Source organism: Butyricicoccus sp. Marseille-Q5471 (genome assembly GCF_951230135.1).
Lineage (GTDB): Bacteria > Bacillota > Clostridia > Oscillospirales > Butyricicoccaceae > Agathobaculum.
This window is the reverse complement of the sequence record NZ_CATNVC010000003.1, coordinates 253,555-280,380: the sequence shown is the minus strand read 5'-3', so window position 1 is coordinate 280,380 and position 26,826 is coordinate 253,555. Positions and strand designations below refer to the sequence as shown.

The following is a 26,826-nucleotide window of genomic DNA, read 5'->3' as shown; positions in this document are numbered from 1 at the left end:
ACGATATGTACGATACCATTGCCGCCGTTTCATCCTCCGGCGGACCGATCGGACTGATCCGGGTATCGGGTGAGCATGCAATTGCAGCGGTTGAGGCGGTTTTTCGTGCGAAAAACGGCAAACCTCTGTCCGCTGCCCCGTCGCAGAAGCTGGTTTACGGCACGCTGCACGATAAAAACAACAACATGATTGACAGCTGTTTTGCGGTCTGCATGCGCGCGCCCCACACCTACACCGGTGAGGACATGGCTGAGCTGCAGTGCCACGGCTCGACCGCGTTGCTGACGCAGGCGCTTGAAGCGCTCTTTGCGCAAGGCGTGCGGCAGGCTGAGGCAGGCGAATTCACACGCCGTGCGTTTTTGAACGGCAAAATGGATTTGGCTGGCGCGGAAGCCGTGCATGATCTGATTACCGCCCGCACGGCCGAGGCCGCGCAGAATGCGGCGGCGCAGGTCATGGGCGCGGTCGGTTCGCCGGTGCGGGAAATCCGTGAGGAGCTGCTCGGTATGGTGGCGCATTTTCATGCCATCGTCGATTTTCCGGATGAGGACATTGATCCCATTCTGTTTGACGACGCGGCTGCGCTGCTCCATCGGACGACCACCCGGCTGTACGGCATGGCGGAAAGCTACGAGCGCGGGCGTATCCTGCGGGAGGGCGTGCCCTGTGTCATTCTCGGCAGGCCGAACGCCGGTAAATCCACGCTGCTCAACACCCTGCTCGGCCGTGAGCGCGCGATTGTCACACCCATTCCGGGCACGACGCGCGACCTGATTGAGGAAAATGTCAAGGTCGGTTCGATTTTGCTGCGCGTGTCGGATACGGCGGGTCTGCGCGATACGACCGATCCGGTCGAACAGGTCGGCATCGACCGTGCGCTGGCGCAGGCTTCGGCCTCGTCGCTCATCCTTGCCGTGTTTGACGGCTCGCAGACGCTCGGTGATGAGGACATGCTGGTATTGGCTCGTGCAGCCGGTCAGCGTGCCGTTGCCATCGTCAATAAGAGCGACCTTGCACAGCAGCTGGATATTGACCGCATCAAGCATCATTTCGAGCACGTTGTTTATCTTTCCGCGAAAACCGGAGAGGGACTCGATGAGCTGCTACACCTGATTCCAAATTTAGTCGGCTTGACGGACGGCGCGTATGACGGCGCGCTGATTACCAACGCACGTCAGGCCGCCGCGCTGGCGCGTGCCGCAGAACGGTGCGAAGCCGCGCTTTACGCCGCACAATCCGGCATGACGCCCGACGCGGTCGTGATGGACGCGGAAGGCGCGATTGCCGCCCTCGGCGAGATCACGGGAGAGACCGTGACCGAGGCCGTCGTCACACGCATTTTCAGTGATTTCTGCGTCGGCAAATAACCGGAAGGGCTGTTGCGCCTCGCGCAGCGGCCCTTTTGTTTTCCACAGGAAATCATTAAAATATTGATTACTATTTGATATATAAATATTAAATTATAACTAATTGTATTTGAAATTTTTAAAATATCAAAAAGTTATCCAGAGTTTACACAGAGTTATCAACAACCTGTGCACATGATTTCCACCAGAGGAAATCATGCCAATCCTCCGCGTTACACAAAGAAAGGAAAGCCGTCCATGACGATTTTTCAAGCAGAAACCTATGACGTTGCCGTAATCGGCGCGGGTCATGCGGGTATTGAAGCTGCACTGGCCTGCGCCCGACTCGGCGTGAATACTGTCTGTTTTACCATTAACCTGGATGCAGTCGGCAATATGCCCTGCAACCCCGCGATCGGCGGCACGGCCAAGGGGCATCTGGTGCGCGAAATTGACGCGCTGGGCGGCGAAATGGCGCGCGCGGCGGACGCGGCCTGCATCCAATACCGTATGCTCAACCGCGGCAAAGGCCCTGCCGTGCACTCGCTGCGTGCACAGGCTGACCGCACCGCGTACCGCTCTTATATGAAGCACGCGCTCGAATCGCAGCCGCATCTCAGTTTAAAACAGGATGAAATCGTGTCGATTGAAACGGAAAACGGTGCGGTTTGCGCCGTGGTGACAGCGGTCGGCGCGCGCCATCCGGTCAAGGCGGCGATTATTGCATCGGGCACCTTCCTCGGCGGCCGCATTATCATCGGCGATTTCACACGAGAGGGCGGGCCGGACGGCATGTTTGCCGCGGTCGGCTTGACCGACTGCCTGAGCATGCTCGGCCTGCGCATGCAGCGCTTCAAGACCGGCACACCGCCCCGCATTCACCGCCGCTCCATCAATTTTGACGGACTGGAGGAGCAGCGCGGCGAGGATGAAATCATCCCGTTTTCGTTTGAAACCGAGCGTCCGCCGGAAAATCGTGCGGTCTGTCATCTGACCTATACGACCGAAAAAACCCATCAAATCATCCGCGATAATTTGGATCGTTCGCCGCTTTACAGCGGCAAAATTGACGGCGTCGGCCCGCGTTACTGCCCCTCTATTGAGGATAAGGTGGTGCGTTTTGCCGATAAACCGCGCCATCAGCTCTTTTTGGAGCCGATGGGTCTTAACACCGAGGAAATATATGTCCAGGGGTTTTCGTCCTCCATGCCGTTTGATGTGCAGCTGAGCATGCTCAGGGCGGTCAAGGGTCTTGAGCACGCTGAGGTCATGCGTCCGGCTTACGCCATCGAGTATGACTGCATCGATCCGCTTGAGCTGCGGCCGACGCTCGAGACGAAAAAAATAACCGGTCTGTACGGCGCGGGACAGTTCTGCGGCTCATCCGGCTACGAGGAAGCGGCGGCACAGGGTCTTGTTGCGGGCGTGAATGCCGCGCTGCAGATTAAGGGCGAAGAGCCGCTCGTGCTCGACCGTGCGGACGGCTATATCGGCACACTGATTGACGATTTGGTTACCTGCGGCGCAAGTGAGCCGTATCGCATGATGACCTCGCGCTCGGAATACCGCTTGCTGCTGCGTCAAGACAACGCAGACGAGCGTTTGGTGCCGATTGGAGTAAGGATAGGCCTGAACCCTCCTGCGCGTGGAGCACGCGTGACGGCCAAATACGAGGCAGTGCAGCAGGAGATAGACCGCGTCGCCAAGGTCGGCGTCGCGCCGACCGATGTGCTCAACGGTATGCTTGCCGGCAAGGGCAGCACGGCTGTTTCGTCCGGCTGTAAGCTGATTGACCTGCTGCGCCGCCCGGAACTAAGCTATGCCGATCTCGCGCCCTTTGACCCTAATCGTCCGGCGCTGCCTGCCATCATTCGCGAGCAGGTCGAAATCCGCATTAAGTATGCGGGCTATATTGAGCGTCAGCTGCGTGATGTGGAGCAGTATCGCCGTCTGCAAAGCCGTTCGTTGCCCGCCGGACTGGATTATGCCGCAATTGATTCGCTGCGTCTGGAAGCGCGGCAGAAGCTTGCTGCGGTGCAGCCGATTAACTTTGGGCAGGCCGCGCGTATTTCGGGCGTTTCGCCGGCTGATATCACCGCGCTGATGATTTATTTGGAAACCAAGTGGAAGGGGGCGCAGGAAAAGTGACCGAACGCGAACTGCTGCAAAGCGGTCTGGAGCGCCTTGTCCCCAACTATTGTCCACAGGTTGTGGATAAACTCTGTGGATTCTCCGAGTTGCTCATTGAGAAAAACAAGGTGATGAACCTGACCGCGATTACCGACCCGTGCGAAATCGTCACCCGCCATTTTCTCGATTGCGCCGCGCTTGCATCCTATATTCCAGATAGCGCGCGTGTGCTTGACGTGGGAACCGGCGCCGGTTTTCCGGGCATGCCGCTTGCGATTTTGACAGCAGGGGAGTTTACGCTGCTTGACGCGCTGCGCAAGCGGACAGATTTTCTAAATGACTGTATCGTAGCGCTTGCGCTGCCGAACGCGGTTGCCGTGCACGCCCGCGCGGAGGATTTTGCGAAGGAGCACCGCGCAGGGTTTGATGTTGCGACCTCCCGCGCCGTGGCTGAGCTGAACGTCCTGTGTGAATTGGCACTGCCGATGCTCAAGGTGGGCGGCGTGTTCTACGCGATGAAGGCCGTCGACTGCGATGAGGAAATTTCCCGCGCGGAAAATGCTATTCGCACATTGGGCGGCGCGCCGGCTGAGGTGATTGATTACACCGTCCCGCACACGGATTTGACACGGCGCATTGTTAAAATCGTAAAGTATGAGCAAACGCCGGAAAAATATCCGCGGCGATTTAAGAAAATAGAATCGAATCCGCTCTGAAAATCAGAGGGAAATTACAGGTTGTATTGGAAATACGACCTGTAATTTTTTGTCCGAAAATAGGTGGAAATGTGTGTTTTGCCGAAGAATTTGACAGATTTGAGTCGAAGAAAGCAAGTATTGCGGTCGATTTTACTTGCCTATATGTAATAATATGGTAATCTATTACCAGTGGACATACTTTGGGACATAATGACGGAGGGATTCAAATTGATGTCAGTTTTAACGTTGGTTACGGGCAAAGAGGAGCGCACGCTGCGGCGTGTGCGGGTAGGAGAGATCGCGCGCAATCCCAATCAGCCGCGTAAGTATTTTGATCCGGAAGCAATTGCACAGCTAGCGGAAAGCATCCGTCAGTATGGTGTACTTAATCCGCTGACCGTGCGTCGGCTGTCAAACGGCGCATACGAATTGGTAGCAGGGGAGCGTCGGCTGCGCGCGGCGCGGGTTGCAGGACTGAACGAAGTACCGTGTCTGGTCATTTCGGCGGATGAACAGAGCTCTTCGGCAATTGCGCTGGTTGAAAATCTACAGCGCCGTGATTTGGACTTTTTTGAAGAAGCGTATGGATTTAAGCAGCTGATTGATCGCTACGGACTGACACAGGAGGAAGCTGCGCGCAAGGTAGGAAAAACGCAGAGCGCGGTGGCAAATAAGCTGCGGCTGCTCCGCCTGAGCCAGCAGAACGTGGAGCTGATTCGCAGTGCCAATTTGACTGAGCGCCACGCCCGCAGCTTGCTGCGGCTCGAGAACGAGGAAGAACGCATCAACGCAACACATTATATTATTGAGCATGAATTAAATGTCAGCCGCACGGAGCAATATATTGACAAGCTGCTGCAGGAGAAGGAAGCACAGGCTGCGCCGCAGCAGGAGCGCAAGGTTGTGCGCCTGATTAAGGATGTTCGGTTTTTCCTCAACACAGTGGATCGAGCAGTCGGCGTCATGGTAGACGCGGGCATCGGCGCAACGCTCGACAAAAAGGAGCAGGAAGGCGAGATGATTCTGACCATTCATATTCCGCATGTACGGGAAAATCAGGCATAAGCAAGCAGAATAGACGGGGAATGTTTCACGTGAAACATTCCCCAATTCGTTTTTTTGGATGTTTCACGTGAAACATTGTGCGAATGCTTTGCAATCGGAGAAAGAGGGTGGTATAATGGAACAGTACGATAATACCAGAAAGAAAAGGAGAAAGGCATGGGCAAAATCATCGCTTTTGCAAACCAGAAGGGCGGCGTCGGCAAAACGACAACGGCTATCAATCTGGCGGCCGCATTGTTCGATCGCGGCAAGCGCGTGCTGCTCTGTGATTTCGATCCGCAGGGCAACGCGACCTCTGGATTTGGCGTAGACCCGCGCGGTTTGGAAACCTCAATTTATGATCTCGTCGTAGCAGATGAGCCGGACGTGAAATCGGCCATCGTCTCCACAAAATGGGTGGATTTGATCGGTGCAAACGTCAATTTGGCGGGTGCAGAGTTGGATTTAATCGCATTGGAGCGCCGCGAGTACCGTTTAAAGGACGTTTTAGATCGCGTCAAGGACGATTATGAGTATATTTTCATCGACTGTCCGCCGTCCCTTGGTCTGCTGACACTCAACTGCTTGTGCGCGGCAGACAGTTTTCTCGTGCCGCTGCAGTGCGAATACTACGCACTCGAGGGCCTCAGCCAGCTGATGACGACCGTGCGTATGGTACGCAAGGCACTCAATCCGAAGCTAGAGATTGAGGGTGTGCTGCTGACCATGTTTGATGGACGAACCAACCTGTCCATCCAGGTCGTGGAAGAGGTCAAAAAGCACTTCCCGAACGAGGTGTATAAGACCGTTGTGCCGCGCAACGTGCGCCTGAGCGAAGCACCCAGTCACGGCAAGCCAATCACCGATTACGACCGCTATTGTCGCGGTTCTGAAGCATATTTAGAGCTTGCAGATGAAATGCTGAAGAAGAGTGAGAAAAGGGGGAAGTAAGGCGATGGCAACGCCCAAAAAGGGACTTGGCGGTGGTTTGTCCAACCTGTTTGGCGGCGAAACCGTAGTCGATCTTTCAGCGGAGAGCGCATCGCAAAGCGTCAGCTCACTGCCGCTGAACCGTGTAGAACCCAATCCCAATCAGCCGCGCAAGGTATTTGACCCGCAGGCGCTGGAGGAATTGGCCGAAAGCATCCGTCAGCATGGCATTATCACGCCAATTACCGTGCATCGCGGCGCAAAAGATGGGTATTATGAGATTATCGCGGGCGAGCGTCGCTGGCGTGCGGCACGCATGGCAGGTCTGGAGCAGATTCCGGCCATGGTGCTCGAGGTAGAGCAGAGCCAAATCATGGAGTTGGCTTTGGTTGAGAATTTACAGCGCCAAGACTTAAACCCGATTGAAGAAGCCGAGGGTTATGACCTGCTGATGCACGAGTTTGGTCTGACACAGGACGAAGTTTCGCGCCGCGTGGTCAAAAGCCGGTCGGCGGTGGCAAATTCGCTGCGTTTACTGGCTTTGCCCGAGGAAGTGCGCAAGATGGTGAGCAACGGCAAGCTGTCCGGCGGACATGCCCGTGCTGTGTTGGCGGTGAGCAACGAGGAAGAGCGCGTCGATGCCGCCAAGCAAATGGTCGGCTTGTCGGTGCGTCAGTCCGAAGCATTGGCCAAGCGACTGAACAAGAAGCCGCCGCAGAAACCCGAGCCGGAGACCGCATTTTCAGTTGATTATGTGGCTGAGGTGGAAAAGGAGCTGGAAGGCGTGCTCGGCCGCAAGGTTATCATCGAACAGGGTAAAAACAGCGGCACATTGTCGCTGGAGTATTACGGCGCGGATGATTTGGAGCGTCTGATGGACGCGCTGCGCGGTCTGCGCGTATAAGGAGGAGCCAATGGACGAGAAAAAGATGCCGGAAACACAAAAACAGGAGAAAAAGCTGAGCCGTACAACGCTTACCTTTTATATCATCGGCCTGTTTTCCGTTGCAATCGCGCTCATTTTAATCAGCTATGTCGCGCAGGTGCGCAGTGACAAGCAGCTCGAAAACCTGAACACCAAGCTCAGCGAGCAGCAGACCGTTGCGCAGGGAGCGACCCAGAAAATGGAAGACATGCAGAAGCAGCTTGATGCACAGGACGTGGCGCTGAACGCCGTGCGCGAGTCCCTGGCGACCGAGGAAGCGCAGAGCAATATTGCAAGCGCGGCCACCCACATGATGGACGAGAAAAACGCGGCGACCGTACTGGCGCAGGCGTGGCAGAAGCTGTCCGAGAGCGATGAGCAAGGCGCGAAAACGCTGTATGAATCGCTGATTTCCACCTATGGCGAAAATAGGATGCTCGCGAAGAGCGCGGACAAGCCAGAGGAAAATATGTCGGCTGACGTTGCAGCCTCGTTTGAGGCACTGGGCAAAAAGCTGGCCGAGCCAAAACAAGAAGAGAAATAAAATAGATATAAGGAGTCATCAAAATGCTGGATATTAAGCTGTTCCGAACCAATCCGGACGTAATTCGGGAAAACATCAAGAAGAAGTTTCAGGACGCAAAGCTGCCGATGGTGGATGAAATCATCGACATGGACCGTGAGTTCCGCGCTGCAAAGAGCCGCTGCGACGAGCTGCGCAGCCTGCGCAACACCAAGTCCAAGCAGATTGGCGGTCTGATGGCCAAGGGGCAGAAGGACGAAGCCGAGGCCGTCAAGGCCGAGGTCAAGGCGATGGCTGACGAGCTGGCCGCGCTCGAAGAGAAGGAAAAGACCCTACAGGTTGACATCCGTCAGCGCATGATGGTCATTCCGAACATCATCGATCCCTCGGTGCCGATTGGCAAGGACGATGCGGAGAACGTGGAAATCGAGCGGTTCGGCGACCCGGTTGTGCCGGATTACGAGATTCCGTACCATGTTGAAATCATGGAGAAGTTCGCGGGCATCGATTTGGACGCCGCCCGCAAGACCTCGGGCAACGGCTTTTACTATCTGGCAGGTGACGTTGCACGTCTGCATTCGTCCATCCTGTCCTACGCGCGCGATTTTATGATTGGCCGCGGCTTCACCTACTATATTCCGCCCTTCATGATTCGTTCGGATGTTGTGACCGGCGTTATGTCCTTCGCTGAAATGGAGAACATGATGTACAAGATCGAGGGCGAGGATCTGTACCTGATCGGTACCTCGGAGCACTCGATGATCGGCAAATTCATTGATTCGATCAACGATGAGGACACCATGCCGCAGGCGCTGACCAGCTACTCGCCCTGCTTCCGTAAGGAAGTCGGCGCGCACGGCATTGAGGAGCGCGGCGTTTACCGCATCCACCAGTTTGAAAAGCAGGAGATGGTCGTCGTCTGCAAGCCGGAGGAGAGCAAGGAATGGTATGATAAGCTGTGGAAAAACACGGTTGATTTCTTCCGCACGCTCGATATTCCGGTGCGCACGCTTGAGTGCTGCTCAGGCGATTTGGCCGATTTGAAGGTCAAGTCCTGCGACGTAGAGGCCTGGTCGCCGCGTCAGCAGAAGTATTTCGAGGTCGGCTCGTGCTCCAATTTGGGTGATGCACAGGCACGCCGCCTGAACATCCGCGTGCGCGGAAAGGACAGCAAGGAGCTGTACTTCGCGCACACGCTGAACAATACCGTCGTTGCGCCCCCGCGCATGCTGATTGCCTTCCTGGAGAACAACCTGCAGGCAGACGGCACGGTGCGCATTCCGGAAGCACTGCGTCCCTATATGGGCGGCCAGGAATGCATGAAGTGAGGGCGGAAAAGATGGAAATCGGAATTAAGGGCGAGCGCACGCTCGTTGTAACCAAGGAATTGCTGGCCAATCAGGTCGGCAGCGGTCTGGTGGCGGTGTTCGCCACCCCGATGATGATTGCAAATATCGAAGGCACAGCGGCGGACAGCGTCGCCCCGTCGCTTGACGCGGGCAAGACCACGGTCGGAACGCTGGTCAACGTCACCCATGTCGCGGCAACGCCCGAAGGCATGGAGGTTCGGTTTGAGACTGAGCTGACCGAGATTGCGCCGAACGGTAAGGTGCTCACCTTCCGTGTCGCGGCGTATGACGAAGCGGGCCTCATTGGCGAGGGCACACATCAGCGCGCCATCGTGGACAAGGAGCGTTTTGAAAGCAAGGCGCAGGCCAAAAAACAGAATTAAAAAAGAGGGAAGGGCAGTGCAAACTGTCCTTCCCTTTGTTATTTGCATATGGAAAAAGCAAATTTTAAAAAAGAGAAATAGCGGGAATCAAGAAGTATTTTGCCTAAATCAATCGATTTTATACTAAAAACGTATATTCACTTGAACTTCTTCGGCAAAAGTGATATACTGAAAGAAATATGGAAAAGGAGTTTGGATTATGGTAAATGCGCACGAACGGAAAATAGAGCACGAAAACGAAGCACTGCGCAGCCTGTTTTCCAGCGCCTTCCCCTATTATTTTTTGGTGAATCTAGAAAACGGAATAACGGAACTGGGCGGTTCCGATATGCAACCGGAACGGGCTATGGCCACGCGTCCGTGGGAAAAAATCCTGAATATTATCTGCAAGGAGCATGTCGTGCAGGACGATCAGGATAAGTTTCTCGGCGCGTTCTCGCTTGACCGCCTAAGGGAAAGCGGGCAGCGGTATACCTCGTGTGAGCTGCGCTGCCGCGGAGAGGCACAGGAATACTGTTGGGTGGAATTCGGTTTGGCGCGAGTCGAAAAGCCGGCGCCGCTTGCGTTGGTGACCGTGCGCGATATCAGCGGACCGAGAATGTTGCAGTCTATTGTGGAGCGTTATGTGTATCGCACGTGCGACTTTTTCCTCTATCTGGACGCAAAAGTGGGGCATTATACACTGTACAGCGCACATAAAGACCCCAATCGGCTGCCGCCCATGCGCAGCGGAGACTATGCGCAGGCGGTCGAGAGCAGCGTCAAGCGGTTTATCGCGCCGGAGGATCAGGAAATGGTGCTGCGGGAAATGCAGCTTGACCGCGTCATCGAGATGCTCGATTTGCATGGAGAGCACACATTTTTCTGCGGCGCAATGCATGAAGAACGCGGCTATACACGCAAGCAGATGCACTTTTTGTACTTTGACCGTACGGAAAAGACGATTATGCTCATTTGCACCGATGTGACGCAGGGCTTTCTGGAGGAGCGGATGCGCCGTGATCAGCTGCGCCGCGCCCATCATCTGGCGCAGACAGATCCGCTCACGCAGGTGTACAACCACCGCGCCATCAAGGAAATGATTGAAGCCACGCTGTGTGATGAAACCATCAAATGCGGCGCGCTCTTCTTTTTGGATTTGGATGATTTTAAGCTCGTCAACGATCGTTTTGGCCATTCGCAGGGCGATGATACCCTGCGCGGCATCGCCAATATGCTGCGCAGCTCGGTGCGCGTGACGGATTTGGTCGGCCGTGTCGGCGGGGATGAATTTGTCCTCTTCCTGCCCGGCATTACGGGCGATGAAGATATCGCACGCTATGCCGAGCGCCTGTGCGCCCTGCGGGAAACGGATGAAAAGCAGAGCTCGATTTCGGTCAGTGTCGGCATTGCACGCTACCCGGAGGACGGACGGGACTATTCCACCCTGTCCCGCCGCGCCGATTTGGCGCTATACCGCGCCAAGAGAGAGGGCAAACGCCGGTATGCGTTTTACACTGCCGAGCAGTGAGGTCAACAGCCGGACAGCGAATGCAGCAAAAGGGGAAGCGGAAATGGAAGGAACAGTGGCCGCACCGCGGCGCTATGGCATGCTGGACAGCCTGCGCGGGGCGATGCTGATGAGTATGATTGCCTATCACGCGACCTGGGATTTGGTCAACCTGTTCGGCGTTCGCTGGACGTGGTTTGACAGTCTGGGCGGCTTTATCTGGCAGCAGAGCATCTGTTGGGCGTTTATTCTGCTGTCCGGATTTTGTGCACCGCTCGGTCACAGACCGCTGCGCCGCGGCCTGCTCGTGCTCGGTGCAGGCGCATTGGTATCCGCAGCAACGCTGCTTGGTCCGGCGGCGTCGCGCATCCACTTCGGGGTGCTGACGTTTCTGGGAATCTGCATGCTGCTCTACGTCCTATTGCGGCGGTTGCTTTGCCGCGTGCCGCCTGCGGCGGGACTTGCCGGCAGTGCCGTGCTGTTTGCGCTCACGCGCAATGTGAACGCCGGTTTTCTGGGCTTTGGAGAGTGGAATCTGGCCGCGCTGCCCGCAGGTCTGTACCGCGGGCGGATGAGCGCTTTTTTCGGTTTTCCGCCGTCGGATTTTTACTCTGCGGACTATTTTTCGTTGTTTCCGTGGGTGTTTTTGTTCTTTTCCGGCTATTTTTTTTACCGGCTGTGCGAACGGCATGACGGACTGCGTCTGTTTTCCACGGGCAAATGGGGCGCGCTCGGTACGCTTGGCCGCCATTCGCTGCTGATTTATCTGGCGCATCAGCCTGCGCTGTATCTGTGCCTAAGTGTGGTGTTTTGAACCCTTCGTGTCTGCCGAAAACGGTGGATGCGGAGGGTTTTTTCAAAAGACGCTTGCTTTTATCAAAATTCCTGTTATGATAACTATCATACCGGTAGTACCGGTTTGACAGTTGACAGGAGGTTCTCTGATGGGAGCTTATTTATTTGAATCAATCGCCGACAAAATTGAGCGCGATATCAACACCGGCGTGCTGGCGGTGGGCGCGAAGCTGCCCAGTGAGCGCAGCATGGCCGAAAGCTACGGCGTGAGCCGCAATGTCATCCGGGAGGCCATCCGTGTGCTGGGCGAAAAGGGCTTTGTGCAGGTGCGTGCAGGGCGTGGCGGCTTTGCGTGCAAGCCGAGCCAGAAGGATTTGTCGGACAGCCTGACCACCGTGGTCGAGAGCAGCAGCGCCTCGCTCGAGGAAATCGTCGAAGCGCGCGAGGTGTTCGAGGCGGCCGTGCTCAGCTGCGCCGCCGAACGCGCAACCGGGGACGATCTTGCCGTGCTGCGTGCGCTGTATGAGAAGATGGAGCGCACGGGCAGCAACGGCCGCGAATACGCAGCGCTCGATAAGGAGTTTCACATCGCACTGGCCGGCTGCGCGAAAAACAGCGTGCTCGCACTGCTCGCGGGCAGTGTGTACAACATGGCGGCCTCAAGCCTGTTCCTGATGACGCCGCTCAACCCTGCCCGCATGGTCAGTGCCCAGCAGGAGCACCTCGAGATGATTGAGGGTCTGGCGCAGCACGACGCGGAGCGAGTCCGCCGCGCACTGGCCGCGCACATCCACTGCCTGCGCGAGCAAATCGCCGCGCAGTAAGCGGAACGCTTAGCACATTGCCAAAGAAAACACATCTGTTTTTGGAAGATTTGTACAAAGTAAACATTGACGGAAGTAGGCAAACCTCGTATACTAAAAGCATCAATTCAAACGGTTCAACTGGTAGAACCAGTTGGAGACCGAACCGGGTAATCCTTAAGATTTTCGGCAAAGGCGCTGCAAATGAGAACTTTTTCTCATGCAGCGCCTTTTTTGTTTTTCTGGTCAAAGGGAGGTTTTCCGGTCGGTCGGACGAAAGGAGTGGAGCACATTGGAACGCGCGATGGTCAAACTGGAGAACATAAAAAAGTCGTTTTCGGGCAACGAGATTTTGAAGGGCATCGACCTGACAATCAACACCGGCGAGGTGGTGGTCATTCTCGGGCCGAGCGGTTCGGGCAAGACCACGCTGCTGCGCTGCATCAACTTTTTGGAGGCGGCGGACGAGGGCAGTGTGACCGTGGACGACAAGACCGTGCAGTGCAAAAAGGCGGGGAGTCGGGACATTCTGGAGCTGCGGCGCAAAACCGCGATGGTTTTCCAGAATTACAACCTGTTCCGCAACAAAACGCTGCTGGAAAATGTGATTGAAGGGCCGCTCGTCGTGCGCCGCGCAACGCGCAAGGAGGCGACCGACAAGGCGGTGAAGCTGCTCGACAAGGTAGGCCTTGGCGAACGGCTGGACAATTACCCCTCGCAGGTGTCGGGCGGACAGCAGCAGCGCGCAGGCATTGTGCGGGCGCTCATCATGAATCCGGAGGTCATTTTGTTCGATGAGCCGACCTCGGCGCTCGATCCGGAGCTGGTGGGCGAGGTGCTGGCGACGATCAAGGCGGTTGCCAAGACCGGCATCACCATGATTGTCGTGACGCATGAAATAGCGTTTGCGCGCGAAGTGGCCGACCGCGTCGTCTTTATGGCGGACGGGCGCATCGTTGAGCAGGGCCCGCCGGGCGAGGTCATCGAACACCCCAGAGAGGAGCGCACACGCGACTTCCTCAGCCGTCTGGTCGGCGAACAGGCATCTTAATGTACAGGTAAGCAAGGGCGGTTACCGGAGGGGGGAAACCGTCCGGCTTCTCCCAACGGACCGAATTATTTGTCATCAAAACAGGGGGAAACCCCGCTGATTATGGGAGGAGACAGTATGAAAAAGATCACCAAACGATGGGCGGCTATGGGGCTGACAGGCGCAATGCTGCTGACCGGACTTACGGGCTGCGGCGGCTCGAGCGCACAGGACACGGCGGGCGCAAGCGGCCCGAAGACGCTGGAAATCGCCGTGCTGACGGGCATGGCGCCCTACACCTACGTTGACGATGCGGGCGAATTCCAGGGGTATGACTACGAATTCCTGACCAAGGTGGACGAAAAGCTTGCGGATTACGAGTTCCACTACAATTCGGTCGAGCCGGACGCGGCGGCCGCCGCGGTGCAGGCCGGCACCTATGCACTGTCCTGCTCGGCGCACTTCGTAACGCCCGCACGGGAGAAGAATTTCACCCTGTCCATTCCGAACTGCTACTATCCGGTCAACCTGATTTCGCGCACGGAGGACAATTTTAAGACATTTGAAGATCTCGACGGCGCGGTGATGGTGCCCAATCCGCCAAATGATGGCCTGTATGTCGTGCTCCACCAGATGGCTGAGCAGTATCCGGACGTGAAGTTCACGCAGGAGGAAGTCTCCAACTACGTGTCCTACGCGGATTCCTGCCGCGGTGTGTCGAACGGCACGTGGGACTGCTGGTTCGGCGGTGATACCATGTTCTATGACGTGATCGAGCAGGAGCCGATGGACAATCTGGTCTGCTCTGACCCGATTACCTGTGCGCCCTGCGTGGTTGTCATCAACAAGGATATGACCGACCTGCGCGACGCGATTAACGGCGCGATCGCCGAGCTGTATGAGGACGGCACGCTTTCCATCCTCGCCGATAAGTGGCTGGGCACCGATGTGTTCGCTATCGCCGAGCAGACCGGCGCGCTCGAGGATTACAGCCAGTACCTGCCCGCATAATTTCCGCATCTGAGGGAAAGGGATGCAATGCCCTTTCCCTCTCTCCATTTCCTAACTGGTCTGACTGGTCAGACCAAATACATCATAAGACGGTGCTCGACCGTCTGAGAGAGGGGAGAAGGCAAATGCAGATTGCAATTGAAAAACTGCCCGTACTGCTGGGCGCATTGCCGACAACGTTCTATATCCTGTTCGTTTCGGTGGCCGCCGCGCTCGCGCTGGGCGCCGCGCTGACCATGCTCAAGCTCAGCCGGCATACAGTCCCGCGCGTCGCGGCAACGGTGTACATATCCTTTATGCGCGGCACGCCGATGGTCGCGCAGGTGCTCATCGCGTTTATCGGCATTCCGATTTTGATGCGCACATGGTTCGGCATGACCCCAACTGGCTCCACCAACCTGTTCTGCGCGGTCATCGCCTTCAGCTTGAATGAGGCGGCGTTTTTTGCGGAAATCTTCCGTTCGGCCTATCTCGCCATCGATAAAGGGCAGATTGAGGCCGCCCAGAGCATCGGGATGAGTCGGGTGCAGACCTTTTGGCGCGTAATCCTGCCGCAGACAGCGATGAGTGCGCTGCCCAACACGACCAATATGATAATCGAACTGATGAAGAATACATCCGTTGGCCTTGCAATCGGCGTTGTCGATTTGATGGGCATGGCCAAGCAGGTTTCCTATAACACGATGGGCGTCGGCCAGACGCCGATTTTCCTCGAAACCGCCGTGCTGTACTGGCTGATTGGCATCGTCTTTATGGCGGTTTCCGGCAAGGTCACCGCGCATCTCAACCGGTGCGACCGGCAGACGGCCACCGTACGCCGCAGAACAGGAGGGGAGCACGCATGAGCTTTGATTTTGCTTACGCGGGCATGTGCTTTGCGCCCATCCTGCAAAAATTCGGCGTGACCATGCAGATGGCGCTGCTGTCCACCGTGCTGGCGCTGCTTGTGGGCGTGCTGCTTGCCGCCGCGATTGAAACGCGGTTTCCCGTGCTCGGCCCGCTGTCGCACTTCGTGTGCTCGTTTCTCAAGGGCGTGCCGGTGCTGGTGTTTTTGTACCTCGCCTTCAATTCGCTGCCCGACGGGCTGATTGCCGCAGGACTGTCCTATGACCGCCGCAACCCGCCGCAGCTGCTGTTCGCCGTGCTGGCCTTCGGCCTGGCCTATGCGCCCTATATGGCGGATATGTTCGTCTCGGCCTACCGCACCGTGCCCAAGGGGCAGAAGGAGGCGTGCATGGCGGCGGGCTTCACCGGCTTTCAGGCCATGCGGCGCATCATCGTGCCGCAGATGGTGGTCGTAGCCGTGCCGATTTTCGGCAACCACTTTGTCAATTTACTCAAAACGACGTCGCTTGCCTATCTGGTCAACATGGTAGAAATGATGGGCGCGGCCAAAAACTACGCGACCGGCTTTCAGATGTTTCTCGAAACCTATATCGTCGCGGCGCTCATCTACTGGGGCATCTGCATTGTGTTTGACCAGCTGTTTGCGGTGCTCGAAAGACGGCTGGGTAAATTCCGTGAAAGAACGGCGGCGGTCAAAAAGCCGGGCGTGCTGACAGCCGTGCTCGGCGCGGGGAGGTAAAAACATGAAGGATTTTTCGTTTCAAATGCCCGCGCGCATCGTCTTTGGCGAGGGCAAGGCGCTCGCGCTCGGCGCGCTGTGCCGCAGGTTGCTGCCCGAAGGGGAAGCGCGGGTGCTGCTCGTGACCGGCCCGCGTGTGTCGAAGGAGCCTTACTTCGCCGAAATCGTCGGGGCGCTCGAGCGGGACGGCCTGCACGTCACGGTCTTTTCCGACACCCGACCCGAGCCGACCGTCTCCTCGGTCGACAAGGCCGCACAGATGGTGCGGCAGAGCGGGGCGAAGCTGCTGATTGCGGTCGGCGGCGGCAGTCCGATTGACTGCGCCAAGGCGATGGCCGCGCTCGCCACGAACGATGGTTCCATCCGGGATTATCTGTTCGGCGGCTGCAAAACCGTCAAAAACGCGCCTCTGCCGCTGATTGCCGTACCGTCTACCGCGGGCAGCGGCAGCGAGGTTACGGCGGCGAGCGTGGTCGACGACACCGAGCGCGGCGTCAAGCTGTCGCTCACGCATGAGAGCCTGATTCCGCGCTTCGCAGTGGTCGATCCGCTGCTGCAGCGCGGCATGCCGCCCGCTGTCACCGCCGCGACCGGCATGGACGCGCTGACCCATGCGGTCGAAGCCTATGTGTCGGTTAACGCAAGTCCGATGAGCGACGCGTATGCGGAAAAGTGCATCGAGCTAATCGGCACGCATCTGCGCACCGCGGTCGGCAACGGCGCGGATTGTGCATCGCGCGGCGGCATGGCGGTTGCGGCCGTACTCGGCGCGGCGGCCTTCCTCAACGCGGGACTGGGCGCGGTGCACGGCGTTTCGCAGTCCATCGGCGGCGCGGCACATACCTCGCACGGCGCGACCAACGCCGTCATGCTGCCGGTTGTGATGGCGCGCAACCTGCCGGGCAGTCTCGCCAAATTCGCACGCATCGCCGCACTGCTCGGCGAGCGCACCGAGGGACTTTCCGAGCGGGACGCGGCGGAAAAGGCCGTTCAAGCGGTCAAAACGCTGTCCGCCGACATCGGCATTCCGAAGCGCCTGTCCGACCTCGGCGTGCGGCGCGATATGTTCGATGAAATCGTGCGCGGCACGATGGGGTACCGTCTGCTGGCCGTCAACCCCGTCCGAATCACCGAGCAGGACGTTTACGACTTTCTGGAGAAGGCGATTTAACGTGAACGAATATTTGTATCTGCGTCCGCCGTGCACGCCGCGTGCGGAACGCAACCACAACAGTTATAAAGGAGAGATTGTTTCATGTCTACGATGAAATTTTCCGATTATCAGCCCTATCTCAGCCCCGCGCTTGCAAAAAGCACCGATTTGGTCGTCGAGCGCGGCGAAGGCTGTTACGTAACAACCGTTGACGGCGAAAAATACCTGGATTTTGTGCAGGGCATCGCGGTCAACGCGCTTGGCCACAGCCATCCGGCAATCGTAAAGGCCATTTCCGAGCAGGCGGGCAAGCTGATTAACGCCTCGTTTAATCTGGTTAACTTCCCGACGACGCTCGCGCTTGCCAAGCGTCTGGCCGAGCAGTGCCCGGGAGAGCTGTCGAGCATCTTTTTCTCGAACGGCGGCGCGGAGGCCAACGACGGTGCGCTCAAGCTTGCCCGCGCATACACCAAGCGTCCGGCGATTATCGCATTCAAGGGTTCGTTCCACGGCCGCACGATTGGTGCAACCACGGTCACAGGGTCGAATGCCAAGTACCGCAAGCACTACGAGCCGCTGATGGGCGGTGTGTACTTCACCCCCTATCCGACGCGCGACCTCTGTCCCGCAGGTTTTGACGAGGATCAGCGCACCGAATACTGCTTAAACGAGATTGAAAACCTGTTCAAATACATCGTCGCGCCCGATACGGTTGCCGCGATTATGATGGAGGCGGTGCAGGGCGAGGGCGGCTATGTCGTTCCGACCAAGGCGTTTGTGCAGGGCGTGCGCGACCTGTGTGACAAGCACGGCATCCTGCTGATTTTTGACGAGGTGCAGTCCGGCTACGGCCGTACGGGAAAGATGTTCGCGTCCGAGCACTTCGGCGTCGTGCCCGATATTATGACGGTCGGCAAGGCGATTGCGGGCGGACTGCCGATGAGCGCGGTCATCTCCACGCCCAAAATCATGGCCGAGTGGCACGCCGGCATGCACGGCACGACCTTCGGCGGCAACCCTGTCGCCGCGGCAGCCGCCCTCGCCGTGCTCGACGAGTTTGAAAAGCAGGATATTCTCAAGAATGTCAATGAAATGGGCGGTTATCTCAAGAACCGCCTGCTCGAAATGAAGGAAAAGTACCCCATTGTGTACGACGTGCGCGGTCTTGGCCTGATGGTGGCAGTCGAGTTCTGCCGTCCCGATGGCACGCCTGCGGGCGATCTGTTCGGCAAGGTCAAGGATTTGTGCTTTGAGAACCATATGCTCACGCTGTCCTGCGGTGTAAACGGCAACGGCATGCGCTTTGCGACCCCGCTGAACGTCACCAAGGCGGAGCTTGACGCGGGACTTGCCATCTTTGAGGACGCGGTTGCCGCTGTGTGCCGGGAAGCGGGCTACTAAGGAGGAAACAGCATGGCCAAGGTCATTTATTACAACATTGACGACAACTTAGACTATGAAAACCGCCTGCTGCGCGAGTGGGGCGTGACCGATATCGAGCTGATTGAAATGAAAGATCCCGACCGCAAAACCGAATTCACCGAAGCCGTGCAAGCGGCGGACGGCGTGGTCGTCGAGTACGATCAGGTGACGGCGGCGCGGATGAAGAAGCTGCCGCACCTTAAAATCGTGGCGCTGCAGTCAATCGGCTACAACAACGTCGACATTCCTGCGGCGACGGCGCACGGCGTGTGTGTGACCAACATCCCCGGCTTTTGCACCGAGGAGGTGGCGACCCACACGGTCGGCATGCTGCTCGACCTTGCGCGGCAGATTACCTTTCTCGACCGCACGGTGCGCGCGGGCAAGTGGAATCCGCTGCTCGGCCACACCATGCGCCGCCTGTCGGGCAAGACGTTCGGCATGGTGTTTTTCGGCTCCATCCCCAAGGCGATGCTGCCGGTGCTCAAGGCGCTCGGCATGCACGTGCTGGTCTATGCGCCGACCAAAACCCGCGATTATCTCGCGGAGTTCGGCGTAGAAAAAGCCGAAACGCTCGAGGAGCTGTGCGAAAGGTCGGATGTGGTATCGATGCACTGTCCGCTGAGTGACGCGACGCGCGGCATGATGGGCGCGGCGCAATTTGCGAAAATGAAGCCCTCGGCCTTTTTTATCAATACCGCACGCGGCGGTGTTGTGGACGAAGCGGCGCTTGTGTACGCCCTGCAAACGGGTGAAATTCTTGCCGCTGCCGTGGACGTGATTGAAGACGAAGCGACCGAGCAGAGCGCGCTTTTCGCGCTCGAAAACACGGTCATCACCCCGCACGCGGCGTTTTTGTCGGAGGATTCGTTCTACAACGGCCGCAAAATGGCGCTCGAGCAGCTGGTGCAGCGCCTGAGCCTGCGGCAGATTCCAAGCAATCTGGTCAACAAAGAGGTACATATCGCGTTCTGAGGAGGACTTTTGATGAAGCAGGAGATTTTCTGTAAAGACGTGGCCGAAGCGGCGGGTCCCTATGTGCAGGGATTGACCTTCGGCAGCATGGTATACGCAACGCAGGTGGGCATCGACCGGGACGGTGCACTTGTCGGCGGCGGCATCGAAGCGCAGACCCGCCAGACGATGGAGAATCTTCGTCTGGTGCTCGAGCAGGCCGGCTCGTCGATGGACAAGGTGCTCAAATGCACGATTTATATCGCAAACGCCGCGGATAAGCCGGGCATGAACGCGGTGTATCAGACCTATTTCAGCGATCCGTTCCCGTCGCGCTGCTGTGTGCAGGTCGCCGGCATGGAGGGCGGGGCGCTGGTGGAGATGCAGGTCGAAGCGTACATCTAGTCCAGGGGGGATCAGTCCCCCTTGGACGCGGGTCCCAAGGCAGAGGTGCCTTGCTGCGGCGAAGCCGCGGCAAGGCGGGTATCCTATGGCGCTGCGGCGCGTGGGGCGGCGCAGCGCGACAACTTATTTTGATTTGGGGGCAACACGGTATGTGTATGCGTGTGGAAAACCATGTGGTGCTGGATACGGCGCCATCCGGGCGGCTGGTCACCATTACGGTGGACGGTCAGCCTGTCGAAGCCTTTGAGGGCGAAGCCATTCTGGCGGCGCTGCTGGCGAAGGGAATCATAATCAATCGCTATACGGTCAAAAAACAGGAGCCGCGCGGGTTGTTCTGCGGCATCGGGCAGTGTACCGACTGCGCCATGATTGTCGACGGCAAGCCCAATGTGCGCACCTGCATCACGCCGGTGCGTGCGGGCATGGTCATTGAGACACAGAACGGACTTGGAAAGGCGGGTGCGTGAGCATGCTGGAACGCGAGATAGTCGTCGTCGGGGCGGGGCCTGCGGGTCTGTCCGCCGCCATCGAAGCGGCAGGCGCGGGCGCAAGGGTGCTGTGCATCGACCTCAACATGCGGCCGGGCGGACAGCTTTTTAAGCAGATTCACAAGTTTTTCGGCTCGTCCGCGCACCGCTCGGGCACGCGCGGCATCGACATCGGCCGCATGATGCTCGACGAAGCCGAGGACAAGGGCGTGGAGCTTTGGCTCGGCTCGACCGTCATCGGTCTGTTCCCGGGAAATAAAGTCGGCGTGCGCCACGGACAGGACGGCACGGCAGGTGCGTTCGTCACCGTGCACGCGCAGAAAATCATCGTCGCCGCGGGCGCGAGCGAGAACGTCGTCCGCTTTGACGGCTGGACGACCCCGGGCGTGATGGGCGCGGGCGCGGCACAGACGATGGTAAATGTAAACCATGTAAAGCCCGGCAGGCGCGTTGTCATGCTGGGCAGCGGCAACGTGGGACTCATCGTGTCCTACCAGCTGATGCAGGCGGGGTGTGAAGTCGCGGCGCTGGTCGAGGCTGCGCCGAAGATCGGCGGTTACGCGGTGCATGCGGCAAAAATCGCCCGCGCGGGCGTGCCGATTTATACGAGCCACACCATCAAGCGGGTCGTGCCGGACGAGAGCGGGCGCGTGTGCCGCGTGGTCATTGTCGGTCTGGACGATGCATTTCAGGAAATCCCCGGCACCGAGCGCGAAATCGAAGCAGACACCGTTGCCATCGGCGCGGGACTCAAGCCGACGACCGAGCTGCTCGCGCTTTTGAAGTGCGATTTTACGTTCCATCCCGTTTGGGGGCGCGTGCCGCTGCACAATCGGGACATGGAGACCTCGCAGGAGGGCGTTTACATCGCGGGCGACACGACCGGTGTGGAGGAAGCAAACACCGCGCTTGAGGAAGGCCGCATCGCGGGCATTTCGGCGGCGGCAGCGCTCGGCTATCTGTCCGAAGACGAGGCCAAGGCACGCAAGGACGAAATCTGGGCGCGGCTGGCCGCTTTGCGCATGGGGCCGTTCGGCGAAAAGCGCGAGCAGGCAAAGCAGGATATTCTCAGTGCGTTTGACGAGAGCCGCGGCGGCCTTGCCGCGGTGTGAGGGGGGAAGAAAACATGCCATTACTGAAATGCGGCTACCTCACCTATGAGGAGCTTCGGGCGCTGCGCGCCGTTCCGTCGGACGCGCGGTATGCCAAGGGCCCTGTGGCGGTGATCGAGTGCGTGCAGGAAATTCCCTGCAATCCGTGCGAAACCTCGTGTCCGTCCCGTGCCATCTGCGTGGGCGACCCGATTGTCAATCTGCCCTGCCTTGCCGAGGAGCAGTGCACCGGCTGCGGCATGTGCGTGGCCAAGTGTCCGGGCATGGCGATTTTTGTGGTCGACAAGGCGTATTCGGACACGACCGCGACGGTCGGTTTTCCCTATGAATACTTCCCGCTGCCCGAAGAGGGGGCGGCGGTGACCGCGGTCGACCGCGCGGGACAGCCGGTGTGCGGCGGCACGGTCGTTCGGGTGATGAACCCCAAGGCCTTCGACCACACGCCGGTCGTGACGGTGGAAATTCCGAAAGCATTTGCCGACGAGGTGCGCGGCATCGAAAGGGGGACGTGCTGATGGAACGATATGACGACGAGATAATCGTCTGCCGCTGCGAGGAAATCACGGCGGGCGAAATCCGGCAGGCCATCCGCGAGGGCGCGCGGGACGTGACCGGCGTCAAGCGCCGCGTGCGCGCGGGTATGGGACTGTGTCAGGGGCGCACCTGTGAAAAGCTGGTACAGCAGATTTTGTGCAGCGAGCTGGGACTGCGGCCAAATCAGGTGGGCGCGTCCAGTCCAAGGCCGCCGGTGCGGCCGATTGCCTTCGGCGAGCTGGCTGACGGGGAGGTCGTTTGATATGACAACGTATGATGTAACGGTCATCGGCGCGGGCGCGATCGGCTCGTCGGTCGCCTATCACCTGTGCGAAAAGGGGTTTAAGGTCGCGCTGATTGACAAGGGGGACATTGCGCACGGCTCGTCGAGCCACTGCGACGCGGTCGCGCTCATCTGTGACAAGCAGCCGGGACTCGACACCCGGATGGGCGCGGCGTCCATTGCGCACTATGCGGAGCTTGCACAAAAGTTCGAGTACGATTTTGAGTTTGACCGCAAGGGCTGTCTTTACGTGTGCGAGACCGATGCGGAGTACGAAGCAGCGTCCGCCTACGCCGCCCGGCAGGCCGCCGACGGCTACGAGATGGGCATGGTGGACAACAAAACCCTGTGCGAAATGGAGCCGTACCTTGCGAAAGACATGGTCGGCGGCATCTGGACGCCGGGCGACGCAGCGATGAGTCCGTACAAGGTCTGCTTTGCCTTTACCTACGAGGCCGAAAAGCTCGGCCTTACCAAGTACACCTACTGCAATATTTCGTCCGTCACGCCGGTATCGGGCGGGTTTCACCTTTCGACCGATCAGGGCGAGCTGATGACAGGCAAAATCGTCAACTGCGGCGGCGTGTGGGCGCCCGACATCGGGGCGCTGTCCGGTCTTTCCATTCCCATTCAGCCGCGCAAGGGCATGAATCTCATTTCCGAGAAATGCGAGAAGATTTCCTTCCACAAGGTGCTCGAATTCGGCTACATGATGAGCAAGTTTGACAGCATCAACTTTAAGCGCAATGTTTCGCCGCTGGTGGAGGAGTACAACGTGGCCTTCAACATCGAGTACACGCACGCAAACAACGTGCTGCTCGGCGGCTACCGCGGCTTCCGCGGGTTTGACATCCGTTCGGAGGTTGAGGCTATGAAGGCCATCGCCGAGCGCGGCCTGCGCTTTTACCCCGTGCTGCGGGACATCAACTGCATCCGCTCCTACGCGGGCGTGCGGCCGTTTATTGAGGATCATCTGCCGATTGTGTCCGAGGTTGACACGCTGCCCGGCTATTTCATCGCCGCCGGACACGAGGGGGACGGCATCTGCCTGTCACCCATCACGGGCAAGCTGATGGCGCAGCTCGTCGCGGGTGAAGAGACCGATTTTGATATTTCCGGGCTCGATTTCGCACGTTTTGCCGCGCAGAAAGCGAGCGCGTGACATGGCAGGGGAATACGGTTATTTCGCGCCGGGCGCGGGCGGCGTCATTTCCCAGCCGGCGGGGCAGAATGCGGCGGGATTTCCCATCGGTATTTTGTATATCGACGAGGTCAATTACCCGCTGCTGCCCGGCAATGTCGTCAACGCCTGCACTTATTCGTATCCGGTTGCGATGGAGCCGGTTGAGGGGCTGACCATCGCGCAGCTCTTCGCGGCGGGGGACGAGGTGCTGCCCATGCTGCTCACCGCGGCAAGCAAACTGCAAAGGAAGGGCGTGCGGGCAATCACGGGCGCGTGCGGCTTTTTCGGAAATTATCAGCGGGAAATGGCGTCGGCGCTTGATGTTCCGGTCGCGCTGTCGAGTCTGGTGCAGCTGCCGTGGATGCGGATGCTGTTGAAACCCGCACAGCCGATCGGCGTGCTGACCGCCGACCTGTCCTCGCTGACCGACCGTCTGCTTGCCGCCTGCGGCACGACGAGCCGGGAGGGGCTTGTCCTGCGTGACCTGCGGCATGCGGAGGCGTTTTCCTGCATTCTGGAGGGGCGCGGCACGTTTGACAACGAGCAGGTGCGCCGTGAGGTGGTGTCCGCCGCGCTTGACGCGCAGCGGGAACGCCCCGACCTCGGCGCGATTCTGCTCGAGTGCAGCGACATGCCGCCCTACGCCGTCGATGTGCAGCGGGCAACCGGCCTGCCGGTGTTCGATTTCACAACGCTGATTGATTTTTTGCACAGCGCCGTCGCGCACAAACCGTTCAGCGGGTTTATTTGATTTTTGAACAAACCTTCCGGCGGCGCGAACACGTTCTGGAAAGACAAAAGAGACGGCAAACGCCGTCTCTTTTTATAAAGGGGAGAGTTACATTGCAAACAATGCTGCCACTGATTTTCAAAATCCTGCTGCTGATGGGGTTCGGGTTCGTCGTCAAGCGGGTAGGACTGCTGCCGGACGAAATCGAGCAGGGGTTGACGCGGCTGCTGCTCTCTGCGATTTTACCGCTGTCCATTCTGGCTTCGGGTGACGTGACGCTGTCCGCGCCGCTCGCCGCGGGACTAAAAACGACCGCACTGCTCGCCGCAGGGTATTACCTGTTTGCCATTTTCGGCCTGCGGCTGCTCTCGTGCACACTGCCCCTCGGGCGGGACCAGCGCACCGTGCTGGTCGTCATGGGGGCGTTCGCCAACACGGCATTTCTCGGCTTTCCGATCGCGCAGGCGCTGTTCGGGAGCGAGGGCGTGCTGTACTGCGCGGTGTACAACATCGGCTATCAGCTGACCTTTTTCACCTGGGGCGTGTCCGCGCTCGCGGGCGGGGGACAGTGCGACCTCAAAACGCTCGCCAAAACGCCGGTGACCGTCGCGTCGGCCGCAACCGTGCTGCTCGTGCTCACACCGCTGCGTCTGCCAGCCGTGCTGCAGGACGCGGTTTCGTCCATTGGCGGCATGACCACGCCGCTCTCGCTGCTGCTGATTGGCTGCGCCTTCACACGCATGCGCCCGACCGAGCTGCTGCGGGACGCATGGTCGTATCTCGTCAGCACGCTGCGGCTGCTTGTGTTTCCGCTCCTGATGCTGGGCATCGTGCTCGCGCTGCGGCTGCCTGCTGTGCCGTCGGCTTGCTGCGTGCTGCTGACCGCGCTGCCATGCGGCTCTCTGGGCGCGATTTACGCCGAGCGCTATGACTGTGCGCCGGGGTTTGCCGCTCGCGCCGTTGTGCAGACGACACTGTTGATGGCCGTCACCTTTCCGGCGCTGCTGCTTTTGCTCGGCAGGGTAGGACTGACATGAGCATCGGGCAGGCGATTTCATGCGCGGGGCGCTGTATCTCACCCGTTGGATGCGGTCGACTTCGGAACCTGTATCGGGGGTTCGGGCAGAATAATACCCGGCGGCGTCCGTGATGGGACGCCGCCGGGTATTGTTTTGCGGTGTATTTTGGTGAATGTTCATTCATTTGATATCATTTCAACCCACAGATTACTCTGACAAGGGGGATTTTATCACCTTGCGCGCAAAAAAAAGGTCAAATTAAAAACTATAGAAAAATCCTCGATATCAAATAAATGAATATTCTATTATATATGATGACATCATACAGTGCAGCAGGAGGTGATGAAAAATGTTTCACATTCGCAGTCCATCAGGATAGCCGCAGCGCAATGCGCTCTGCCGGGTGATAATGGGGAGGAAATATTGTTTGCGGTGGTGGGGGGAGTATGCTCAAAAGAGAAATAATACTATAGCAACAATTAAAAGTGCGAATGCACCTGTTATGATCCAACTCCGCACATGAGCTAAATTCATAGTCCAAGAATAAAGACCTTTTCTCCTTACGAAAAGATTCCAATCATCTTTATTGTAATATATTCGTCCCATCATGTGTTGCTGAATTTCTTCTTGGGAATATTTTCTTTTTATTAAATTTCCCTCACTGCGTCAAATAGAAACAACCCGATTCCATTCTATCACGCCCTGTACAATAAAAAGGCCTGACTTCCTTTTGGTGGAAGTTAGGCCTTTTTTGCATCCATGGGGGAAAATAGATTTATGCTTTGGGTAAGATTATGCTCATTTTGCGTTGTGATGGTTGCTGATTAAGAGAAAATTTGTCGCAGTTATGTTTTATATATTTAATATCCACATACCATTATCATATGTATAACGAACAACTTCACAATTTGAATATATAGGAGCTTTGTCTATTTCAAATATCGACTTTGACTTTGTACACGAGTATAATACACGTAAAGCCATTCCATGTGTCATAACGAATACTTTATCATAATCTTTTTTAATAAGATCATCTAAAAAGTAAGAAATCCTTGCTATCATATCATGAAGTGATTCACCATTAACTACAGGTTCATATGTTTTAGGGTCTGTAAAGAATCGCATTCCTGATTGTGGAAACTTTAATGAAGCCTCATCGTACGTCATTCCATCCATAACACCTAAATTAATTTCAGACAAACGATCATCAACATTAATTATATATTTATTGTCAAATGCTATGTTTACAGTATTAACAGCACGTTGTAAAGGACTACTATATACCACATCAAATGAAATACTATTCAAATTTTGTCCCAATTCTTTAGCTTGCATAATCCCTTTTTCTGTTAAAGGTGAATCCGATTTGCTACCTGCTAATCGTTTTTCAATATTTGCGAGTGTTTCCCCATGTCTTGAAACATACAACTCCATTTTTACCACCTATTATATAAACAACCTTTACTGCAATAATAGCACATAAAATAAAAACCATCAATCAT

Annotated in this window: 28 protein-coding genes; 27 read left to right on the top strand and 1 reads right to left on the bottom strand. The window is 57.4% G+C overall.

Annotated features, from left to right (window positions below):
• Nucleotides 1–5 precede the first annotated feature (5 nt).
• From mnmE to QOX26_RS05750, 27 genes are all read left to right on the top strand, one after another.
• Nucleotides 6–1,367, top strand: coding sequence for a tRNA uridine-5-carboxymethylaminomethyl(34) synthesis GTPase MnmE (gene mnmE / locus QOX26_RS05880; protein WP_283674033.1), 1,362 nt, complete (start codon nt 6–8; stop codon nt 1,365–1,367).
• Nucleotides 1,368–1,604: 237 nt separating this feature from the next.
• Nucleotides 1,605–3,494, top strand: coding sequence for a tRNA uridine-5-carboxymethylaminomethyl(34) synthesis enzyme MnmG (gene mnmG / locus QOX26_RS05875; RefSeq protein ID WP_283674032.1), 1,890 nt, complete (start codon nt 1,605–1,607; stop codon nt 3,492–3,494).
• Nucleotides 3,491–4,192 carry a 16S rRNA (guanine(527)-N(7))-methyltransferase RsmG gene (gene rsmG, locus QOX26_RS05870; protein ID WP_283674031.1) on the top strand — a complete coding sequence of 234 codons (702 nt, stop codon included), beginning with the start codon at nt 3,491–3,493 and terminating at the stop codon, nt 4,190–4,192. Before mnmG ends, rsmG begins: the two co-directional genes overlap by 4 nt.
• Nucleotides 4,193–4,405: 213 nt before the next feature.
• The gene (locus tag QOX26_RS05865; protein WP_283674029.1) at nt 4,406–5,239 is read left to right on the top strand and encodes a ParB/RepB/Spo0J family partition protein; all 834 of its coding nucleotides are present in this window, start codon (nt 4,406–4,408) and stop codon (nt 5,237–5,239) included.
• A gap of 156 nt (nt 5,240–5,395) precedes the next feature.
• Nucleotides 5,396–6,169, top strand: coding sequence for a ParA family protein (locus QOX26_RS05860; RefSeq protein ID WP_283674027.1), 774 nt, complete (start codon nt 5,396–5,398; stop codon nt 6,167–6,169).
• Between the two features lie 4 nt (nt 6,170–6,173).
• Nucleotides 6,174–7,052 (top strand): ParB/RepB/Spo0J family partition protein, encoded by an 879-nt coding sequence (locus QOX26_RS05855; protein ID WP_283674025.1) that lies wholly within the window; start codon nt 6,174–6,176, stop codon nt 7,050–7,052.
• Nucleotides 7,053–7,062: 10 nt separating this feature from the next.
• Nucleotides 7,063–7,617, top strand: a complete 555-nt coding sequence (locus QOX26_RS05850) for a hypothetical protein (RefSeq protein ID WP_283674023.1) — start codon at nt 7,063–7,065, stop codon at nt 7,615–7,617.
• Between the two features lie 23 nt (nt 7,618–7,640).
• Nucleotides 7,641–8,924 (top strand): serine--tRNA ligase, encoded by a 1,284-nt coding sequence (gene serS / locus QOX26_RS05845; RefSeq protein WP_283674022.1) that lies wholly within the window; start codon nt 7,641–7,643, stop codon nt 8,922–8,924.
• Nucleotides 8,912–9,328 carry a thioesterase family protein gene (locus QOX26_RS05840; protein ID WP_283674020.1) on the top strand — a complete coding sequence of 139 codons (417 nt, stop codon included), beginning with the start codon at nt 8,912–8,914 and terminating at the stop codon, nt 9,326–9,328. Before serS ends, QOX26_RS05840 begins: the two co-directional genes overlap by 13 nt.
• 199 nt (nt 9,329–9,527) lie before the next feature.
• Nucleotides 9,528–10,838 (top strand): diguanylate cyclase, encoded by a 1,311-nt coding sequence (locus QOX26_RS05835; protein ID WP_283674018.1) that lies wholly within the window; start codon nt 9,528–9,530, stop codon nt 10,836–10,838.
• A complete protein-coding gene (locus QOX26_RS05830; RefSeq protein WP_283674016.1) occupies nt 10,813–11,631 on the top strand; it encodes a heparan-alpha-glucosaminide N-acetyltransferase domain-containing protein in 819 nt (272 codons plus the stop codon). The genes QOX26_RS05835 and QOX26_RS05830 overlap by 26 nt, the downstream gene beginning before the upstream one ends.
• 130 nt (nt 11,632–11,761) lie before the next feature.
• The gene (locus tag QOX26_RS05825; protein WP_283674014.1) at nt 11,762–12,436 is read left to right on the top strand and encodes a FadR/GntR family transcriptional regulator; all 675 of its coding nucleotides are present in this window, start codon (nt 11,762–11,764) and stop codon (nt 12,434–12,436) included.
• A gap of 283 nt (nt 12,437–12,719) precedes the next feature.
• On the top strand, nt 12,720–13,466 hold the full coding sequence (locus tag QOX26_RS05820; protein ID WP_283674127.1) for an amino acid ABC transporter ATP-binding protein: 747 nt from the start codon (nt 12,720–12,722) through the stop codon (nt 13,464–13,466).
• Nucleotides 13,467–13,583: 117 nt separating this feature from the next.
• Nucleotides 13,584–14,456, top strand: a complete 873-nt coding sequence (locus tag QOX26_RS05815) for a transporter substrate-binding domain-containing protein (RefSeq protein WP_283674012.1) — start codon at nt 13,584–13,586, stop codon at nt 14,454–14,456.
• Nucleotides 14,457–14,581: 125 nt separating this feature from the next.
• Entirely contained in the window at nt 14,582–15,301 is a 720-nt protein-coding gene (locus QOX26_RS05810; protein ID WP_283674010.1) for an amino acid ABC transporter permease, read from the top strand.
• On the top strand, nt 15,298–16,041 hold the full coding sequence (locus QOX26_RS05805; RefSeq protein ID WP_283674009.1) for an amino acid ABC transporter permease: 744 nt from the start codon (nt 15,298–15,300) through the stop codon (nt 16,039–16,041). Before QOX26_RS05810 ends, QOX26_RS05805 begins: the two co-directional genes overlap by 4 nt.
• Nucleotides 16,042–16,045: 4 nt before the next feature.
• A complete protein-coding gene (locus tag QOX26_RS05800; RefSeq protein WP_283674007.1) occupies nt 16,046–17,212 on the top strand; it encodes an iron-containing alcohol dehydrogenase family protein in 1,167 nt (388 codons plus the stop codon).
• An 84-nt stretch (nt 17,213–17,296) separates the two neighbouring features.
• On the top strand, nt 17,297–18,595 hold the full coding sequence (locus QOX26_RS05795) for an aspartate aminotransferase family protein (protein WP_331488472.1): 1,299 nt from the start codon (nt 17,297–17,299) through the stop codon (nt 18,593–18,595).
• A gap of 12 nt (nt 18,596–18,607) precedes the next feature.
• Nucleotides 18,608–19,591, top strand: coding sequence for a C-terminal binding protein (locus QOX26_RS05790; RefSeq protein WP_283674005.1), 984 nt, complete (start codon nt 18,608–18,610; stop codon nt 19,589–19,591).
• A gap of 12 nt (nt 19,592–19,603) precedes the next feature.
• On the top strand, nt 19,604–19,975 hold the full coding sequence (locus QOX26_RS05785; protein ID WP_283674003.1) for a RidA family protein: 372 nt from the start codon (nt 19,604–19,606) through the stop codon (nt 19,973–19,975).
• A 155-nt stretch (nt 19,976–20,130) separates the two neighbouring features.
• Complete coding sequence (locus QOX26_RS05780; protein ID WP_283674125.1) at nt 20,131–20,442, top strand: (2Fe-2S)-binding protein; 312 nt, start codon at nt 20,131–20,133, stop codon at nt 20,440–20,442.
• A 2-nt stretch (nt 20,443–20,444) separates the two neighbouring features.
• Nucleotides 20,445–21,575: an NAD(P)/FAD-dependent oxidoreductase gene (locus QOX26_RS05775; protein ID WP_283674001.1), complete on the top strand. Its 1,131-nt coding sequence runs from the start codon at nt 20,445–20,447 to the stop codon at nt 21,573–21,575.
• A 14-nt stretch (nt 21,576–21,589) separates the two neighbouring features.
• The gene (locus QOX26_RS05770; RefSeq protein ID WP_283674000.1) at nt 21,590–22,090 is read left to right on the top strand and encodes a 4Fe-4S ferredoxin; all 501 of its coding nucleotides are present in this window, start codon (nt 21,590–21,592) and stop codon (nt 22,088–22,090) included.
• Nucleotides 22,090–22,371: a (2Fe-2S)-binding protein gene (locus QOX26_RS05765; protein ID WP_331488471.1), complete on the top strand. Its 282-nt coding sequence runs from the start codon at nt 22,090–22,092 to the stop codon at nt 22,369–22,371. Before QOX26_RS05770 ends, QOX26_RS05765 begins: the two co-directional genes overlap by 1 nt.
• A gap of 1 nt (nt 22,372) precedes the next feature.
• Complete coding sequence (locus QOX26_RS05760; protein WP_283673998.1) at nt 22,373–23,554, top strand: NAD(P)/FAD-dependent oxidoreductase; 1,182 nt, start codon at nt 22,373–22,375, stop codon at nt 23,552–23,554.
• 1 nt (nt 23,555) lies between these two features.
• Nucleotides 23,556–24,326, top strand: coding sequence for an aspartate/glutamate racemase family protein (locus QOX26_RS05755; protein ID WP_283673997.1), 771 nt, complete (start codon nt 23,556–23,558; stop codon nt 24,324–24,326).
• Between the two features lie 101 nt (nt 24,327–24,427).
• Nucleotides 24,428–25,342, top strand: a complete 915-nt coding sequence (locus tag QOX26_RS05750; protein ID WP_283673996.1) for an AEC family transporter — start codon at nt 24,428–24,430, stop codon at nt 25,340–25,342.
• An 834-nt stretch (nt 25,343–26,176) separates the two neighbouring features.
• Here the strand turns inward: QOX26_RS05750 and QOX26_RS05745 are convergent.
• Nucleotides 26,177–26,758: a histidine phosphatase family protein gene (locus tag QOX26_RS05745; RefSeq protein ID WP_283673994.1), complete on the bottom strand. Its 582-nt coding sequence runs from the start codon at nt 26,756–26,758 to the stop codon at nt 26,177–26,179.
• Nucleotides 26,759–26,826: the final 68 nt, after the last annotated feature.

Bases quoted from the DNA above. Each gene is read 5' to 3' on its own strand.
- mnmE (WP_283674033.1), top strand. From the start codon at position 6: ATGTACGATACCATTGCCGCCGTTTCATCCTCCGGCGGACCGATCGGA.
- mnmG (WP_283674032.1), top strand. From the start codon at position 1,605: ATGACGATTTTTCAAGCAGAAACCTATGACGTTGCCGTAATCGGCGCG.
- QOX26_RS05865 (WP_283674029.1), top strand. From the start codon at position 4,406: ATGTCAGTTTTAACGTTGGTTACGGGCAAAGAGGAGCGCACGCTGCGG.
- QOX26_RS05860 (WP_283674027.1), top strand. From the start codon at position 5,396: ATGGGCAAAATCATCGCTTTTGCAAACCAGAAGGGCGGCGTCGGCAAA.
- QOX26_RS05855 (WP_283674025.1), top strand. From the start codon at position 6,174: ATGGCAACGCCCAAAAAGGGACTTGGCGGTGGTTTGTCCAACCTGTTT.
- QOX26_RS05850 (WP_283674023.1), top strand. From the start codon at position 7,063: ATGGACGAGAAAAAGATGCCGGAAACACAAAAACAGGAGAAAAAGCTG.
- serS (WP_283674022.1), top strand. From the start codon at position 7,641: ATGCTGGATATTAAGCTGTTCCGAACCAATCCGGACGTAATTCGGGAA.
- QOX26_RS05840 (WP_283674020.1), top strand. From the start codon at position 8,912: ATGCATGAAGTGAGGGCGGAAAAGATGGAAATCGGAATTAAGGGCGAG.
- QOX26_RS05835 (WP_283674018.1), top strand. From the start codon at position 9,528: ATGGTAAATGCGCACGAACGGAAAATAGAGCACGAAAACGAAGCACTG.
- QOX26_RS05830 (WP_283674016.1), top strand. From the start codon at position 10,813: ATGCGTTTTACACTGCCGAGCAGTGAGGTCAACAGCCGGACAGCGAAT.
- QOX26_RS05825 (WP_283674014.1), top strand. From the start codon at position 11,762: ATGGGAGCTTATTTATTTGAATCAATCGCCGACAAAATTGAGCGCGAT.
- QOX26_RS05820 (WP_283674127.1), top strand. From the start codon at position 12,720: ATGGTCAAACTGGAGAACATAAAAAAGTCGTTTTCGGGCAACGAGATT.
- QOX26_RS05815 (WP_283674012.1), top strand. From the start codon at position 13,584: ATGAAAAAGATCACCAAACGATGGGCGGCTATGGGGCTGACAGGCGCA.
- QOX26_RS05810 (WP_283674010.1), top strand. From the start codon at position 14,582: ATGCAGATTGCAATTGAAAAACTGCCCGTACTGCTGGGCGCATTGCCG.
- QOX26_RS05805 (WP_283674009.1), top strand. From the start codon at position 15,298: ATGAGCTTTGATTTTGCTTACGCGGGCATGTGCTTTGCGCCCATCCTG.
- QOX26_RS05800 (WP_283674007.1), top strand. From the start codon at position 16,046: ATGAAGGATTTTTCGTTTCAAATGCCCGCGCGCATCGTCTTTGGCGAG.
- QOX26_RS05795 (WP_331488472.1), top strand. From the start codon at position 17,297: ATGTCTACGATGAAATTTTCCGATTATCAGCCCTATCTCAGCCCCGCG.
- QOX26_RS05790 (WP_283674005.1), top strand. From the start codon at position 18,608: ATGGCCAAGGTCATTTATTACAACATTGACGACAACTTAGACTATGAA.
- QOX26_RS05785 (WP_283674003.1), top strand. From the start codon at position 19,604: ATGAAGCAGGAGATTTTCTGTAAAGACGTGGCCGAAGCGGCGGGTCCC.
- QOX26_RS05780 (WP_283674125.1), top strand. From the start codon at position 20,131: ATGCGTGTGGAAAACCATGTGGTGCTGGATACGGCGCCATCCGGGCGG.
- QOX26_RS05775 (WP_283674001.1), top strand. From the start codon at position 20,445: ATGCTGGAACGCGAGATAGTCGTCGTCGGGGCGGGGCCTGCGGGTCTG.
- QOX26_RS05770 (WP_283674000.1), top strand. From the start codon at position 21,590: ATGCCATTACTGAAATGCGGCTACCTCACCTATGAGGAGCTTCGGGCG.
- QOX26_RS05765 (WP_331488471.1), top strand. From the start codon at position 22,090: ATGGAACGATATGACGACGAGATAATCGTCTGCCGCTGCGAGGAAATC.
- QOX26_RS05760 (WP_283673998.1), top strand. From the start codon at position 22,373: ATGACAACGTATGATGTAACGGTCATCGGCGCGGGCGCGATCGGCTCG.
- QOX26_RS05755 (WP_283673997.1), top strand. From the start codon at position 23,556: ATGGCAGGGGAATACGGTTATTTCGCGCCGGGCGCGGGCGGCGTCATT.
- QOX26_RS05750 (WP_283673996.1), top strand. From the start codon at position 24,428: ATGCTGCCACTGATTTTCAAAATCCTGCTGCTGATGGGGTTCGGGTTC.
- QOX26_RS05745 (WP_283673994.1), bottom strand. From the start codon at position 26,758: ATGGAGTTGTATGTTTCAAGACATGGGGAAACACTCGCAAATATTGAA.